This is a genomic window from Leifsonia sp. NCR5 (assembly GCF_002105485.1).
Taxonomy (GTDB): domain Bacteria; phylum Actinomycetota; class Actinomycetes; order Actinomycetales; family Microbacteriaceae; genus Leifsonia.
This window is the reverse complement of sequence record NZ_NCSR01000007.1, coordinates 138461-153665: the sequence shown is the minus strand read 5'-3', so window position 1 is coordinate 153665 and position 15205 is coordinate 138461. Positions and strand designations below refer to the sequence as shown.

Genomic DNA, 15205 nt, shown 5'->3' with positions numbered 1-15205 from the left:
GGCGAACCGACGGCCGGAGACGGCCAGACACGACGGGGAGCGGAAATCCGATGGGCGCAGGGGGAAAGCAACTCAGCATCGCACTGGTCGGGACGCGTGGCGTCCCGGCTCGGTACGGCGGGTTCGAGACGTGCGTCGAAGAGGTCGGAAGCCGGCTCGCCGACCGCGGCCACAGCGTCCGGGTCTACTGCCGTCGTGTGGAGACCGCCGACGGGGCAGAGCCGCAGGAGGAGCTGGCGAACTACAAGGGCATGACCCTCGTGCACCAGGGCGCCATGCGGCGCAGGTCGCTCGAAACCCTCAGCCACACCGGGCTCTCGGTCGGCCACCTGCTCACCCATCGGACGGACGCCGCGATCGTCTTCAACGCGGCCAACTCGCTGTACCTGCCGATGCTGCGTGCCGCGCGCATCCCGGTCGCGACCCACGTCGACGGACTGGAGTGGCAGCGCGCCAAGTGGGGTGCGATGGGCCGGCGGTACTACCGCTTCGCCGAGTCCGCCGCCGTCCGCTGGTCGGATGCGCTGATCGCCGACGCGCAGGGCATCGCCGACTACTACACCACCGAGTTCGCGGCGGGCACGAGGCTGATCGCCTACGGAGCGCCGACCGTCGCGGGAGCCACCCACCGCCTCGGCGAACTGGGCCTCGCACCGCACGGCTATCACCTGGTCGTCGCCCGCTTCGAGCCGGAGAACCACGTCGACACCATCGTGGACGGTTACCGGAGGAGCGACGCGAAGCTGCCGCTCGTCGTCGTCGGCTCCGCGCCGTACGCCGAGGAGTACACCCGCAGGGTGCGCGCCCTCGCGGACGACCGGGTGCGCTTCCTCGGCGGCGTCTGGGACCAGGAGCTGCTCGATCAGCTCTACGCGTCGGCGTACACCTACCTGCACGGCCACTCGGTCGGCGGAACGAACCCGTCGCTGCTCAGGGCCGTCGGGGCCGGCACGCCGACCATCGCATACGACGTCCCGTTCAACAGCGAGGTGCTCGGCGACGCAGGTCTCTACTTCTCCGCCGCCTCGGACCTCTCCGGCACGATCGGGTTCGCGGAGGCGGCCGTCGAGCAGCACGCCGCGCGCAGCACGGCTACCCGCGAGCGCGCGAAGCGCTACGACTGGGATGCGGTCGCCGACGCATACGAAGCACTGTGCAGCGACCTCGTGGAGCGCAGGGCGGTCAAGCCGAAGCGTCCCGTGTTCGGGCAGCGCGTGAACGGGCAGAGCAGACTGGCCTCCGTGGCCGTCCCGGCAGAGCGGACCAGCTGATGAGCGCCGGATCGGCAGAAGCGGCAGCAGCGGGCGCCGCTCGCGAGAGCTACCTCGACGTGGTGCACCGCCTGGCGGCGGCGCAGAAGCCGGCAGCACGGAGCGCGCCGGCGTACTCCCGCTACGTCAACCGGCGCATCGGCCGCTACCTCGCCGCGTGGGCGTACCGCGCAGGACTCACCCCGAACGCTGTCACGGCCATCAGCGCCGTCTGGACGTTCGCGGCCATCGCCATCCTCGTCGTCTTCCCTCCGTCCTGGTGGGCCGGGATCACCGTCGCCGTGCTGCTGCTCGTCGGCTACGCGTTCGACAGCGCTGACGGACAGGTCTCCCGGCTCACCGGACTCAGCAGTCCGGCGGGCGAATGGCTCGATCACATGGTCGACGCGACCAAGGTGGTCACCATGCCGCTGGCGCTCGCCGTCGGCTTCTGGCTGCACGGCTCCGTGCCGACCTGGTGGCTGCTCATCCCCGTGGCGTTCTCGATCGTCTCGTCCGTGCTGTTCTTCGGCATGATCCTGACCGAGCAGCTCCGCCGGCAGCGCGGGCGCGCATCCATTGCCGCCGACGCCCCTGGGCGCCCGTCGTGGATGCGCGCCATCGCGGTCCTGCCGATGGACTACGGCGTGCTCTGCCTCTCGTTCGTGCTCCTCGGCGCACTGCCGCTGTTCCTGGTGGTGTACACCCTGCTCTTCGCGGCGACGACCGCGTTCCTCCTGCTGGCGGCTGCCAGCTGGTTCCGGGAGCTGCGCGCCCCGGCCACCCCCGACCAGCACCTGGCAACCGACCAACGCCAGAGCACCGAAGAAGGACGATCATGACCGACGCAACAGAGGCCACCAGAGGCCCGGACCACCACGTCCGCAACCGCATCACGCTCATCGTCGTCGGCAGTGTCGCCGTCGCAGCGGTGGCAGCCGGCCTCATCGTCGCCGGCATCCACGGCGCACAGCCGGGCGGCCCAGTGCCGAACGCGCTGCAGCCGGTGGCGACGCAGCAGGCCGCGCCGTCCGACACCCCGGCGACCGGCGGGTCGAGCGGCACAGCGACGCCCGCGCCCGGCGGCACCAAGAGCGAGGCTCCCGCTGCCCGCAGCGACGAGGTCAAATACGGCCAGAAGGTCGCGGAGACGGTGAGCACCAAGCAGCAGGCGAAGACGCCGGCCGGTCTCACCGCCGCCGTCACGAAGCTGGAGGCGTACACCGCTACCGCATCCCGTGCAGGCGAGGTCAGCGGACCGTCGGTGAAGGCGACGATCACGCTCACGAACAACACGGGCGCTGCCGTGCCGCTCACCGCGGTCACGGTCAACGGATACTACGGAGACGACGCGACACCGGCGGCCAGGGTCGACAGCGACAAGGCCACGAAGCCGTTCGGCTCCGAGCTCGCGCCCGGCGCGACGGCGACGGCCACCTACGTCTTCACCGTGCCGGACGACGCGAAGACGGTCACCGTCACCCTCGCCGACGCCGCGGGCGCCAAGCTCGTGGTGTTCACCGGAGCGCGCTGAGCGTCAACCGATCACCAGCAAATTCAGGTCGGAAACGCGGACACGACGCGTCAGCCCTCGCTGGCGCTTCCGCACGTACGGAGGGCGCCAGCGACTCGCCGACCGAAAGTCCGCTCGAACGGACTTTGGGCGCCGGCCGGCCGGAATCTCCGCGCGAGCGGAGCCGCACCCGCCGACTACTTGTGGGTGGGCACCGACTCCGACGACTCTGCGGAGTCAGCGTCGTCCGGCGCTGCTGCTGTGCCGGCGGCGGTGGACGATGCCCTGGTCGGCAGGCCGAAGCGGCGCTGTGGCTGCTTGGCCGCCGGGTAGTACACGTCCCTGTTCTTCTGCGCGCTGACCCGGTTGAGCACGATGCCCAGCACCGTGACGCCCGACTTCTCCAGGGAGTCCATCGTCTGGGTGAGCTGCTGGCGGCGGACGTGCGTGCGGTCGACGACCACGATCGCTCCTCCCACCTGGCGGGCGAGGATCGCGGCGTCTGCCACTGCGATGAGCGGGGCCGTGTCGATCACGACCACGTCGTAGTCGGCGACCAGGCGGCCGAGCAGTTCGGTCATTGCCCGCGACGAGAGGAGCTCGCTCGGGTTCGGCGGGATCGGACCGGAGGTGAGCACGTCCAGGCTGCCCTCGCCCCAGCGCTGCACGACGTCGGAGAACTCCGCCCGGCCGGCGAGCACGGAGGTGAGGCCGGCGTCTCCGACCAGTCCGGAGTAGTTGGCGACCATCGGGCGGCGCAGGTCCGCGTCGATCAGCAGGGCGCGCTGGCCGGTCTCGGCGAGGGCGAGCGCCAGGTTGGTGGCGATCATCGACTTGCCCTCAGCGGGGATGGACGAGGTGACCACGATGCCCCGCGAGGGGGAGCCCAGCGTGACGAACTCCAGGTTCGACCGCAGCTGCCGATAGTTCTCCGCCGAGTTGGACAGCGGCTCGACGGCGAGAACGGGACGCGGATGCTTGCCCCGCTCTTTCTGGATGGAGCCGAGCAGCGGAGCCTGGGTGACCGCGGCCGCGATCTCCGCGCTGTGCACGCGCGTGTCCAGCGTGGCCCTGAGCACGAGGATCAGCACGCCGACGATCAGGCCGAGCAGCAGCCCGGTGACCACGTTGAGGCGGGTGTTCGGCGATGACGGGTCTTTCGGCTCGCTCGCGTTCTCGATCACCCGGACGGACACCGTGGTCTGCCCCTCAGCGTTCTTCGGCGCGATCTGCTCGACCGTCTTGCTGAGGCTGGCGGCGACGGCGTTCGCGATCTTCGCGGCCTGCGCGGGGTCGGGGTCCGTCACCGCGAGTTCCAGGATGACCGTGTTCTGCGGGGTGCTGACGGCGATGGCGTCCGCGAGGCCCTTGGCGGTCACATCCAGGTCGAGGTCGTCGACCACCGGCTGGAGCACGACGGGCGACTCCGCCAGCTGGGCGAAGGACAGCATCTGGTTCTGGGTGTACGTCGAACCCTGGCTGAGGTCGCTGGCCGACCCGCCGAAGTTCAGCGAGAAGTAGAGACCGGAGGTGGCCGTGTACACCGGCTTCGCGATCTGTGACAGACCGAAACCGGCGAGGCCGCCGACGATGGTCGCGACCACGATCACGTACCAGTACCGCCGGAATGCGGTGAGGTACTGGTGCGTGTTCATGGACGGGCCTCCCAGGGAGTCGGATGTGATGGCAGGCGCCGCTCGCTCGCCGGGCAGCGAGCGGTGGATCGCTCGGGTGTCTGGCGGACGGCGGACGCGGTCGGGCGTCGTTGAAGGCATTCTAGGCGGCACTCCTCACCGGAGGACGCGCGTCGGTGCGAGTGTGACGCGGGTGCTCCTCCGAGTGGCCGTCCAGCATGACTCCCGCGGAATTGAGGGGGAGCAACTGCGTCGTCGCTGCGAGTCCGGCGACGAACCACACGAAGATCGAGTACTGGGTGATGAGGGCCACCGTCGCGAAGGCGGGGATCTGGGCGACCAGCGCGATCGTCGCCGGGCTTGCCTTGCGCCTGACCAGCAGGATGATGCCGCCGGCGAGAGCGACCAGGATGCCCAGCAGCACGATCACGCCGTTGGTGAGCCCGGTCAGGATGAGCTGGCTGTCGATCGAGCGGAAGTCCCCGAAATAGAGGTTGCCCGCCGAGTTCTTCTCGGCGGACGACGCGACGCCGATCGGGTTCATCGTGCCGATCAGCGAGAGCAGGTCCCCCCGGTAGTTCGCGCTGTCGCTCGCCTCGGAGCCGGCGTCGTCGAACACTGCGGCGACCAGCGGGAACAGCACGGCGGAGACGGCGAGCATCACGGCGACGAGCACGATCCTCGCCTTCCTGGTGATCGCGTCGCGCATGAACAGGATGCTCAGCACGAGCCCGAGGAGCGCGCAGATCATCCCGATCCTGCTGAAGGTGAACACGGTCCCGACCAGCATCAGCAGCACCATGCCCGCGCGCACCCAGAGCCGGAACGGCGCGGCCAGCGTGAGCGGAACCGCCAGAGCCAGGCTGGACCCGAGCGCGATGGAGTGGCCGAACGCCCCCTCGGCGCGCGGGACGCCGCCGCGCTCCTGGATGCTGCCCCAGATCGTGTAGAGCGAGTTGCCGGCGTGGATCTCCACGAACGGGTTCCAGTGCGTCAGCCCCTCGATGACGGCGAGGAGGGCGACGACGGTGAAGACGATGGCGATGGCGGCGTGCAGCCAGCGCGCATCCACCTTCAGCGGAGCGAACCGGCCGACCAGATAGGCGATGACGTAGTAGGTGACGATGCTGAACAGCGCGCTGACGGCGATGGATGCGCTGCCCGTGTAGAGCGAGCACACCGCGGCGACCACCACCAGCACCACCAGCCCGTCCACCCAGCTGAGCCGCAGGCGCGGGATGGGCAGCAGAGCAGCGAGCACGAGGAGCCCGGCCGCCGTCGCGGGAGGGAGGTAGTAGTTGCCGTTGAAGCCGACGTTGACGCCCAGCCAGATCGGCACGAAGGCGAGCACGCAGATCCAGACGCAGACGGCGAGCCTGGGCGAGCGGCGGAGCACGAGGAAGCCGACGAAGGCGACCACCAGCGCGAGCGCCAGCAGGAGCGACCTGTCCACGACCGGACCGGTCAGCGCCGCCATGTGAAACATCCTCATCACCCCCTTCCGCCCATGTTAAGCCAGCGGGCGCCGCAGCGCCCGTTCGAGTTCGCGAGCGCCGGTCGTCAGCGCGTGCGAGCGTTGCCGCGCACGATCGCGGCGATCCTGCGGCGGTAGGCGTCCGGGCTGTGCCGGCGTTCGGCCGCCTCGGCGTCCGAACCGACGTTCGCCCTGGTGTCTTCCCAGTCCGCGATGGTGCCGACGAGGGCGTCTGCCAGCGAGTCGGAGCTGCCGGGGACGACCGTGGTGGCCGTCGCGTATCCCGCCGTCGCCTCGAGAAGACCGCTCGTGGCGCTCGCGATGACCGGACGGCCGCTCAGGATGGCCTCGACGGCGGTGTTGCCGAACGGCTCGTCGGCGCGCGACGGCACGAGGACGACGTCGCCGCCGTGCACGTACTCCCACACCGACGGCTGGAACCCGCGGAAGCTGACCCTGTCGCCGAGCTTCTTCTTCTCGACCTGCTCGCGCAGTGCCGTCTCGTACCATTCGTAGCCGGGGAACACCGCTCCGACGAGGTCGAGCGTCGCCGGCACGCCGCGGCGGTCGAGCTCGGCGATCGCGTCGATGGCGACGTCGACGCCCTTGCGGGGAGAGAGCCTGCCGATGTACGTCACCCGCAGGTCGCCGTCGATGCTCGCCCGCACGGGCGTGCGCTCCGGCGGGCCGGGGACGGCGTTGTACACGACCTCCGCGCGGCGCTCCAGCGACGGGAACGACCCGCCGAGCACGCCGACGCTGAATCTGCTGTTGGCCACGATGGTGTTCGCGAGCAGCAGCGGCAGCGCCAGGATGCGCCGGAGCAGAGGGGAGGCGGAGCTCTCGCCCTCGTGCACGTGACAGAGCACGGGCACGCGGGCGAGGCGTCCGAGTCCGATCCAGAGGGGCACGGTGACCGTGTTCACGTAGACGAGGGCCGGACGCTCCTGGCGGAGCATCCGCATCCCGTCGACGAGGCCGCGGACGGCCGTGCCGACGAACCGCACGAAGCCGAGGGGGCGGAGGGCGCTCTTGCGCACCACGGGTGCCGCGCACCTCCTGACCCTCGCCCCGCGGGCGACGACTTCGGGCAGCAGCGGGCCGTCGTCCGGCACCGTCACCACCACATCCCAGCCATCGTCTACGAGGGCGGTGACGCTCTCGAGGAGCACCCGGTCGGAGCCGTACAGCTCCGAGCTCGGGTGCGCCACGAGAACCGTGCGCCGCGTGCGGTTCATCCGGTCGTTCACTGTGCGGGCACCACCACGAAGTCATCGAAACGGGTGGTGACCGGGATGTCGGTCGCCGTTCCGGAGACGTAGGTGCGGAGTCCGGTGAACCCGGCGGCCTGGAGGGCTGCCGTCGCATCCGTGGAGGTCAGCTGCCAGGCAGCGGGCTCCGTGGTGGATGCGGACCACACCTTGGCCCTGATCGTGGTCGGCGACGTGCCGAACACCTGCAGGTGGATCTTCAGCTTGTCACCGGCAGCAACCGTCAGGTTGGGGACGTTGAGCGCGGACAGGGTCGTCGAACCCTGCATCAGCTGGAGCTGCACGGCACCGGTCGACTTGACCCATGCCCTGGCCTCGTAGTCGTTCGTGCCGATCATGCGGCCGATCGCCGAGTAGTAGATGCCGCCACCGGTCGCCGCCTTGTCGGCGGAGACCGTGACCGTCACATCGGCACTCGTCTGGGTGACCGTCGTCAGCGTCGCCGTCTTCGTCATACCGGCAGGCGTCACCTGCTGGCCGACGCCGTTCGTGACGTTGAAGCTGGTCGCGCCGCCGGAGAGCGTCCACGCCCCACCCTTGTCCGCCGTTCCCCAGCCGTTCGTCACGGAGCGTTCGAACGCATCCTGGGCGAGGGCGTTGGGGGCCGGGTTGGTCGCGGTCACCGCGCGGGTGGTGGTGGCCGTGCCTCCCCGGTTGTCCGTCACGGTCAGGGTGATCGTGTACGGGCCGGCTGCAGCGTAGGTGTGCGTCGTGGTCGCTCCGGTACCTGTGGCTCCGTCTCCGAAGTTCCAGGCGTACGAGGCGATCGTGCCGTCCGGGTCAGCCGAGGCCGAACCGTTGACCGAGACCCCGAGGTTCGTCACCGTTGCGGTGAACGACGCGGTCGGGAGCTGGTTCGGCGGGACGGTCGTGGTGACCTGGTGCGAGACCGAGGTCGACAGACCCTGGTTGTCCGTCACCGTGAGGGTCACCGTGAACGTGTCGCCGGTGGCGTACGTGTGGGTGGCCGTCGCTCCGGTTCCCGTCGCTCCGTCTCCGAAGTCCCAGGCGTACGAGGCGATGGTGCCGTCCGGGTCGCTCGAGGTCGAGCCGTCGAACGATGCGCCGAGGTTCGTCACCGAGGAGGTGAACGCTGCCACGGGCGGCTGGTTCGGCGGTGCGGCCTGAACGGCGACACCCTTGGTGATGCTCGCGGTCGCGCCCTTGTCGTCGGTCACCGTCAGCTTCACGGGGTATGTGCCCGTGTCGGAGAAGGTGTGCGTCGCCGTCGCTCCGGTCGCCGTCGCTCCGTCACCGAAGTCCCAGGCGTACGAGGCGATGGTGCCGTCCGGGTCTGACGAACCGGATGCGTCGAAGCTCGCGTCGAGGAACGTCGCCGAGGAGGTGAACGCTGCCACCGGCGGCTGGTTCGGCGGTGCGGCCTGGACGGCCACGACCTTGGTCACGGTGCCCGTCCCACCCTGGTTGTCCGTCACGGTCAGCTTCACGGGGTAGCTGCCGCTCTGGAGGAAGGTGTGAGTGGCCGTTGCGCCCGTTGCGGTGTCACCGTCTCCGAAGTCCCAGGCGTACGAGGCGATCGTGCCGTCCGGGTCCGTGGACGCCGTGCCGTCGAAGCTCGCGTCGAGGAACGACGCGGAGGAGGTGAACGACGCGGTCGGCAGCTGGTTCGGCAGGGTGCCGGACGTTCCGAGCGAGTAGTGGTTCGCCACATCCTGAGCGCTCAGCACACTCGGGTAGACCGCAGCCTCGTCCAGCGTGCCGCTGAAGTACGGTCCGGTGGAACCCCAGGTGTTGTCGCCGCCGATGCGCCAGTATCCGCTGTATGCCTGCGCCTGCGTCTGCGGGTTGGTGCCGACGAGCTGGCCGTCGACGTAGAGGGCCATGCCGTTCGGTCCCTGCGACGCCACCGCCTGGTGCCACTGGTTGTTGTTCAGCGGGTTGGGCGATGTGATGGTGTTGGCCTGACCGGTCCAGACGCCGAACACGATGCGGCCGTCGTCCTGCATGTAGACGTGGCGGTCGTAGTTGCTCGACAGGCCGGTCTGCTGGTCGCCGAAGCCGATCAGCTTTCCGCCCTTGGTGGTGGTCGTCTTGAACCAGATCTCCTCGGTGTACACCGAGGGGTTGGCGAACTGCTGGTTGCTCGTCACGATGCCGCCGGACGATCCGGAGTTGTTCGTGTTGAACCGCACGGCCTTGTCAGCCGTGCCGGGCAGGACGCCGCTCTGGTTCTTGGTGGTCGCGGTGCCGGAGTACGTGCCGTTGTTGGTGTACGCGTCCGCGCTGTTGGCCACAGAGCCGCTGGTCTCGTCGAGGCGCCAGAAGATGTCCGGGTTGCCGTTGTAGACGGCAGCTCCGTATGCATCCGCGGGAGCGGGGGCGAGGGGGGACGGACGACCGGATGCGACGAACTGGTTCACCACGGTGCTGCGGTCGAGGACCGTCGGGTAGATCGACACCTGACCGATGTCACCGGCGAAGTAGCTGCTCGCCGGCTGGTTGGGCCATCCGCCGATGTTGTCACCGCCGATGCGCCAGTAGCCCTGGTAGTTCTGGCCGCTGGTCACGTCCGTGCGGCTGCCGACCTGCTTGCCGTCGAGGTACAGCCGCATGCCGTTGGCGCCGAGCGACGCGACGACCTGGTGCCACTGCCCGTCGTTGTACGAGCCGGAGCTGTTCAGCGTCGCGACGCCTCCCGGGTAGACGCCGAACCAGATCTTCCCGCTGTTGTCCATGTATACGTGACGGTCGTAGCTGCCGGACTGCCCGGTGTTCACGTTGCCGAAGCCGAGGATCTTGCCTCCGCTGGTCGACGAGGTGCGGAACCACGCGGACGCCGTGTACGTGTCTGGCGCCTGGATGGCGGTCTGCGTGACGGCCAGGCTGGTCGACCCGTTGAACGTGCTGGCGGTGGTACCCGTGATCGGGCCGGCCGCACCCTGGGTGACGGCGGTCTCCTGCACGTCGTTGAACCCGATGTGGTCGAAGCCCGTGGTGCCGCTCGACTCGTCCAGCGGCCAGTACGAGGATGCTCCCGCCTGCGTCACCGAGTCGGAGTACGCGCCTCCGCTGTTGGTGGCCGCGACCGTGATCGCGTTGGTGTCACGCGATGTGGTGTTGCCGAACGGGTCGTACACCTTCACGTGATAGATCGGATGCGATCCCGGCGTGAGCCCGCTGTCCACGAACCCGATCATCGGCCGGGTGTAGAAGTTGGAGCGCACGGTGGTCTGGTAGACCGGCGTGGTGCCCGCATCCCGGTACACCTTGTACGTGAGGTAGCCGTTGTCCATGTCGTACGTCGCCGCGAAGCTGACGCGCACCTGACCGGCGTTGAAGGACGCGGCCGTCGGGGTGAGCGGGATGCCCTGCGGGCCGACCTTGTTCGGCGCTGCGCTCGACACGGCGAAGCGGGTCAGACCCTGCTGCGCGATGCCGTTGACCGTCGGGAACTCGCCGCCGTAGACGACGTACTTGTCGTTGCCCGCGACGCTCCAGGTGGCCTGGCTCTGTCCGGTGAAGGTGCCGACGGACCACTTGGGGAACCAGTCGAGCAGCGACGGAGACGGGGTGCCCGCCCAGTTGAAGTAGCCGTACGGGTCGGCCGTGATCGTGCCGGTCGCCGCCTTGCTGAAAGCGATCGAGTTGTAAAACGTCCAGGTCGGGCTCGTCTGCGGGAAGCCGCCGATGTTGCCGCAGTAGTGCGGGTGACCCGCGACGTACAGCGGGCCGTCGTTCTGGGCGAAGATCGAGTACGTGTCTCCGTGGCAGTCCTCGACCCAGTTGATCGCGCCGGTGTTCGGGTCGGCGGAGAAGCTGCCCTCGAGGTTGCCGCCGGCGCCGAAGACGTAGCCGGAGCCGTAGACGCGGTCTGCGGTCGTGTACAGCGACGTGATGCTCGCCTGCGTCCCCGCGTTGCGCACGGTCTGGTTGGCGGCGAACGGCAGGATCGCCGCCGTGCTCGCGTCCACGGCGCCGAGGCCGTAGTTGGCGACGCCGCCGAGGTTCTGGAAGCGTCCGCCGACGATCAGCTTGGAACCGTCCTTGGTCAGCGCCAGCGCATCCACGGGGGCGTCTGCGTTGGCCTGCCAGTTGAGGGTCGAGCCGTCCGTCGCGCTCACCGCTCCGACGTACGCGCGGGCGACGCCGTTGATGCTGGAGGCGTCACCGCCCGTGTACACCGTGGTGTTCGAGGCCGCGACAGCGCGGGTCTGGCTCTCCATGATGGGGCGGAAGGCCGTCACGATGGTGTTCGTCGCCGTCGAGAACGCCGCGAGACGGTAGTAGCCCTTGCTGTCGATGGAGGTGAAGTCGCCGACCACGTAGATGCGCGACCCGTCGGGGGATGCTGTGATTCCGAGGGCCTGCGCGTTCAGGTTCGGCGCGAAGGGGAGGAGGCTGCCCGTGGTGATGTTGTAGGCGAGCAGGTTGTTGCGGGGGGTCTCGTTCGTGCCCGCCGGCGAGCCGTAGGGCCGCGCGGAGGTGAACTTGCCCGCGACGTACACCGTGTTGCCGACGACGACCTGAGCCCACACGACGCCGTTGATCTGCGGGGTCGGGAGCACGTCGTCGGTGACGGTGGCAGGGGTGGCGGGGTTCGTCGGGTCTGGTGGAGCACTGTCAGCGGAGGCCGGCGATGCGATCGCGAGTCCTCCGAAGACCAAGCCCACCGCTGTGACGATCGCGGTCAGGATGCCCAGCGAGCGAGCGCGTGGGCGGAGTTCTGTGGTCATGACAACCTCGGTGTCTGTTCGGGTCGGGTTGGGGGTTGTTGTGAGAGCAGGCCCTGGCGCGTCAGTAGGCGCCGACGGGATGGGTGAGCACTTTGACCGTCCGCCACATGATGACCAGGTCGCCGGTGAGCGACCAGTTCTCCACGTAGTAGAGATCGAGTCGGACGCTTTCCTCCCAGGAGAGGTCGGAGCGTCCGTTGACCTGCCACATGCCGGTGAGTCCCGGCTTGATGTACAGGCGACGGTGGACGTGGTTCTCATATCCCTCGACCTCGGAGCGCAGCGGAGGCCGCGGTCCGACAAGGCTCATGTCGCCGAGGAAGACATTCACGAGCTGGGGCAGCTCGTCGAGCGAGTACTTGCGCAGGATGCGGCCGACGCGGGTGACGCGTGGGTCGTCCTTGAGCTTGAACAGCACGCCGTTGCCGTCGCTTCTCGCCTGCAGTTCGGCGAGGCGCGCTTCTGCGTCGACGCACATGGAACGGAACTTGAACATCCGGAACGTCTCGCCGTTGCGGCCGACGCGCTCCTGCGAGAACACGACGGGGCCGTTGTCGTCGAGCTTCACGAAAAGCGCGACGGCGAGGAAGACGGGGGAGAGCAGCGCGAGTGCGAGGCCGGAGGCGAAGAAGTCGAACGCGCGCTTGAGCACGTGCTTGCCTCCTTCGAACTGCGGGATCTCCACGTGGATGAGCGGCAGCCCCTCGACGGGACGGAAGTGGATGCGCGGGCCGGCGACGTCGGTGAGGCGCGACGCGAGCACCAGCTCGGTGGCCGTGCCCTCGAGCTTCCAGGCCAGGGTGCGCACGAAGTCGCCGCCGGTCAGCGACTGGCCGGCGACGATCACGGTGTCGACGCCCAGGCGGGCGGCCGCGTCCGCGACGCCTTCGAGGTCGGAGACCACGGGCACCTCGCGGTCGGGGGCGGCGATGCGCTTCTTCATCGCCGCGTCCTTCTTGGCGCCCTTGCGCTTGCCCGTGTCGAGGGATGCGCCGACCACGTGGTAGGCGGCGCCCGACTTGTTGTGGATCTGCCGCACGACGTAGTCGACGTCGGAGAACCCTCCGACGACGAGTGCGCGGGAGAGGTAGTGGTCGAACATCCGCTGGCGGATCAGCCACTGCCGCCACAGCCACCGCGACGTCAGCACGCCGACGACCCCGAGCGGGAGCGCCAGCACGAAGTAGCCGCGGGCGATGTCGACCTTGGCGACCAGGAAGACGATGGCGAGCAGACCGAAGGTGAGCGCGCTGGCGTTCACGACCCTCTTGTACTCCGCGACGCCGACGCCGACCACGCGCGGGTCGCGCGAGTGGTTGACGGCGAGGGCGAACATCCAGGTCGCCGCGATGAGCATGGACAGCGTGAAGTAGTCGGTGCGGTATCCGGCGAACTGGGTGCCGGTGTCGTCGAGGCCGAAGCGCAGGAACATCGCGCAGAGCGTGGACGCCAGGATGATCGCGGTGTCGGTGATGAACAAGCGAGCGCGGTACTGCCGCGCCCAGGTGCGCTCAGAGCTGCGGCGCTGGGTCGGTGCGGCCGAACGGCCGATGGTGGTCAGGCGTGGTTTGAGTACGGTCATCGGAGCGCCCTCCCCGCGCTGCTGATGGATGCACCGACCGAAGAGCCGACGACGGCTGGGGGAAAGCCGTGGTCTCGAACGGCTTCACCGCCGCCGGCCCCGCTGATGAGGGTCGTCCCGTTGCTCCGCGCGCGCCGAGCGGCCCTCTGTTCGAGGGGGTTGAGCGAACGGGTCGCTCGACGTGGCGGATGCGGGTTCACGGGTCGTCCCTGCGTGTGTCGGGTTGGTGCTTTTTCGGGTGGCGTGAACCGGTGAGTCCCACTCGTGAGACCGACGAGCTTGTTCAGCGAACGGAAAGTGACTGTTTCTCACCTATTCACAAAAGTGAGATTACATCGTTTTTTCAGGTTCGCGTGAGCCCTCTATGGGGGTGATTATTACTCATCTTTGCGTGCGGGCGCTCTGAGGCGCGCCGGAACGGGACTCTCAGGCCCGTGTTTTCGCGTATTCCGACCCGGAACGGGTGCGTTCGACGAGCCCGAAATCCACCAGATACCGGCGCAGCAGAGCGGGGTCGTCCCCGAACCGCAGCAGCCGCTCGGACAGCTCGCGCTCGTCCACCACTTCGGAATCCCCGAGCACCGCGGAGGCGACCAGCGCCAGCAACTCCCGCCGCTCCCCGGCGTTCGCCGGGAACCGGTCGATGCGTCCATCCGCGTCGAGGAACCGCTCGACGCCGGTGCGCGGAGCCCTGCCCCGCGCATCCCGTCGCTGCGCATCCCGGAGGGCGTCGGCGAACACGGCGCCGTCGACCACCAGCGCGCCGTCCTGCTCCACCACGACCCCGGATGCGGTCAGCGCCGCCAGCGCGCGCCGCCGCCGCGCGGGCGACAGCCCCGCGCCGGCCGCGCCAGCCGTGCCGGCCGCGCCTGCGCCGCCCAGCACCACCTCCGCGAACACCACCCGGGCGTCCGCGTTCCCCAGCGCCGCCACGATCCTCCGCCAGTCGCCCACGTTATCCACACCCTCCAGCGATCGAGATACCAGTAACTGTGCCGCATCCCGGGCGTTTCGCGACAGATAGTGGTGTCTCGTCGGGTGTCGGAGGCGGGAGGTATGGTCGGGGTATGTGCGGACGGTTCGCGATGGACAAAGAGACGGACGACATGATCCAGGAGTTCGTCGCCGAGGGAGGCGACTTCCGGGACTGGCGGCCCAGCTGGAACATCGCGCCCACCGACCCCATCCCGATCTTCCTGGAGAGCAAGAAGAACGACGAGCCGAGCGTCCGACGGCTCGAACTGGCCAGGTGGTCGCTCGTGCCCTCCTGGTCGAAAGAGCTGAAGACCAAGGTCCCCACCTTCAACGCCCGCGCGGAGACCGCGGCGGAGAAGCCCATGTTCAAGGCCTCCGTCGCCTCCCGCCGCGCGATCGTGCCGGCCATCGGATACTACGAGTGGCAGACCGATCCCGTCACCAAGAAGAAGACGCCGTACTTCATCCACCTGCCCGACGGCGAGCTGATGGGTTTCGCGGGGCTGTACGCCTGGTGGGCAGACCCGGCCAAGGAACACGGCGACCCTGAGCGCTGGCACCTCACCGCCACCATCCTCACGGCGGACGCTGTGCACACGCTCGAGCACATCCACGACCGCAACCCCGTGCCGCTGCCGCGCGAACTGTGGGACCACTGGGTCGACCCGACCGTCGTCGGAGACCAGGCGCTGCTCGACGAGGCCGTGCGCGCGGCCGTCGGCGTCGCCGAGTCGCTCGCTTTCGACCGCGTCGGGCCGGTGACCGGAGACGGGCCAGAGCTCATCCGCCCGATCGACTGACTGGGGCCCGGC

The 15205-nt window shown here is 69.1% G+C and carries 10 protein-coding genes; 4 read left to right on the top strand and 6 right to left on the bottom strand.

The genetic code is table 11. The annotated features are described in order from the left end of the window. Positions 1 to 50: 50 nt before the first annotated feature. Genes B7438_RS08365 through B7438_RS08355 form a run of 3 tightly spaced genes read left to right on the top strand, consistent with a single transcriptional unit; the run spans position 51 to position 2784 of the window. Positions 51 to 1271, top strand: coding sequence for a DUF1972 domain-containing protein (locus tag B7438_RS08365; protein WP_085369084.1), 1221 nt, complete (start codon positions 51 to 53; stop codon positions 1269 to 1271). Next, positions 1271 to 2092, top strand: a complete 822-nt coding sequence (locus B7438_RS08360) for a CDP-alcohol phosphatidyltransferase family protein (protein WP_085369083.1) — start codon at positions 1271 to 1273, stop codon at positions 2090 to 2092. Before B7438_RS08365 ends, B7438_RS08360 begins: the two co-directional genes overlap by 1 nt. Beyond that, positions 2089 to 2784: a hypothetical protein gene (locus tag B7438_RS08355; protein ID WP_085369082.1), complete on the top strand. Its 696-nt coding sequence runs from the start codon at positions 2089 to 2091 to the stop codon at positions 2782 to 2784. Before B7438_RS08360 ends, B7438_RS08355 begins: the two co-directional genes overlap by 4 nt. A gap of 176 nt (positions 2785 to 2960) precedes the next feature. On the opposite strand, the gene B7438_RS08350 is transcribed toward B7438_RS08355, so the two are convergent. The 6 genes from B7438_RS08350 to B7438_RS08325 all read right to left on the bottom strand — a co-directional run bounded on the left by B7438_RS08350 (position 2961) and on the right by B7438_RS08325 (position 14372). Beyond that, positions 2961 to 4418 (bottom strand): polysaccharide biosynthesis tyrosine autokinase, encoded by a 1458-nt coding sequence (locus B7438_RS08350; protein WP_085369110.1) that lies wholly within the window; start codon positions 4416 to 4418, stop codon positions 2961 to 2963. Between the two features lie 121 nt (positions 4419 to 4539). Further along, entirely contained in the window at positions 4540 to 5874 is a 1335-nt protein-coding gene (locus B7438_RS08345) for an O-antigen ligase family protein (protein WP_085369081.1), read from the bottom strand. A gap of 83 nt (positions 5875 to 5957) precedes the next feature. Beyond that, the gene (locus tag B7438_RS08340; protein ID WP_085369080.1) at positions 5958 to 7109 is read right to left on the bottom strand and encodes a glycosyltransferase family 4 protein; all 1152 of its coding nucleotides are present in this window, start codon (positions 7107 to 7109) and stop codon (positions 5958 to 5960) included. A gap of 8 nt (positions 7110 to 7117) precedes the next feature. Further along, a complete protein-coding gene (locus B7438_RS08335) occupies positions 7118 to 11836 on the bottom strand; it encodes a PKD domain-containing protein (RefSeq protein WP_085369079.1) in 4719 nt (1572 codons plus the stop codon). Between the two features lie 61 nt (positions 11837 to 11897). Further along, positions 11898 to 13418: a sugar transferase gene (locus B7438_RS08330; protein ID WP_085369078.1), complete on the bottom strand. Its 1521-nt coding sequence runs from the start codon at positions 13416 to 13418 to the stop codon at positions 11898 to 11900. A gap of 426 nt (positions 13419 to 13844) precedes the next feature. Then, positions 13845 to 14372, bottom strand: a complete 528-nt coding sequence (locus tag B7438_RS08325) for a DUF2087 domain-containing protein (protein WP_256921928.1) — start codon at positions 14370 to 14372, stop codon at positions 13845 to 13847. A 113-nt stretch (positions 14373 to 14485) separates the two neighbouring features. On the opposite strand from B7438_RS08325, the gene B7438_RS08320 reads away from it, so the two are divergent. Beyond that, entirely contained in the window at positions 14486 to 15193 is a 708-nt protein-coding gene (locus B7438_RS08320; RefSeq protein WP_085369076.1) for an SOS response-associated peptidase, read from the top strand. Positions 15194 to 15205: the final 12 nt, after the last annotated feature.

Excerpts from the sequence above, each read along its gene's own strand:
- B7438_RS08365 (WP_085369084.1), top strand. The coding sequence starts at position 51 with ATGGGCGCAGGGGGAAAGCAACTCAGCATCGCACTGGTCGGGACGCGT.
- B7438_RS08360 (WP_085369083.1), top strand. The coding sequence starts at position 1,271 with ATGAGCGCCGGATCGGCAGAAGCGGCAGCAGCGGGCGCCGCTCGCGAG.
- B7438_RS08355 (WP_085369082.1), top strand. The coding sequence starts at position 2,089 with ATGACCGACGCAACAGAGGCCACCAGAGGCCCGGACCACCACGTCCGC.
- B7438_RS08350 (WP_085369110.1), bottom strand. The coding sequence starts at position 4,418 with ATGAACACGCACCAGTACCTCACCGCATTCCGGCGGTACTGGTACGTG.
- B7438_RS08345 (WP_085369081.1), bottom strand. The coding sequence starts at position 5,874 with ATGGCGGCGCTGACCGGTCCGGTCGTGGACAGGTCGCTCCTGCTGGCG.
- B7438_RS08340 (WP_085369080.1), bottom strand. The coding sequence starts at position 7,109 with ATGAACCGCACGCGGCGCACGGTTCTCGTGGCGCACCCGAGCTCGGAG.
- B7438_RS08335 (WP_085369079.1), bottom strand. The coding sequence starts at position 11,836 with ATGACCACAGAACTCCGCCCACGCGCTCGCTCGCTGGGCATCCTGACC.
- B7438_RS08330 (WP_085369078.1), bottom strand. The coding sequence starts at position 13,418 with ATGACCGTACTCAAACCACGCCTGACCACCATCGGCCGTTCGGCCGCA.
- B7438_RS08320 (WP_085369076.1), top strand. The coding sequence starts at position 14,486 with ATGTGCGGACGGTTCGCGATGGACAAAGAGACGGACGACATGATCCAG.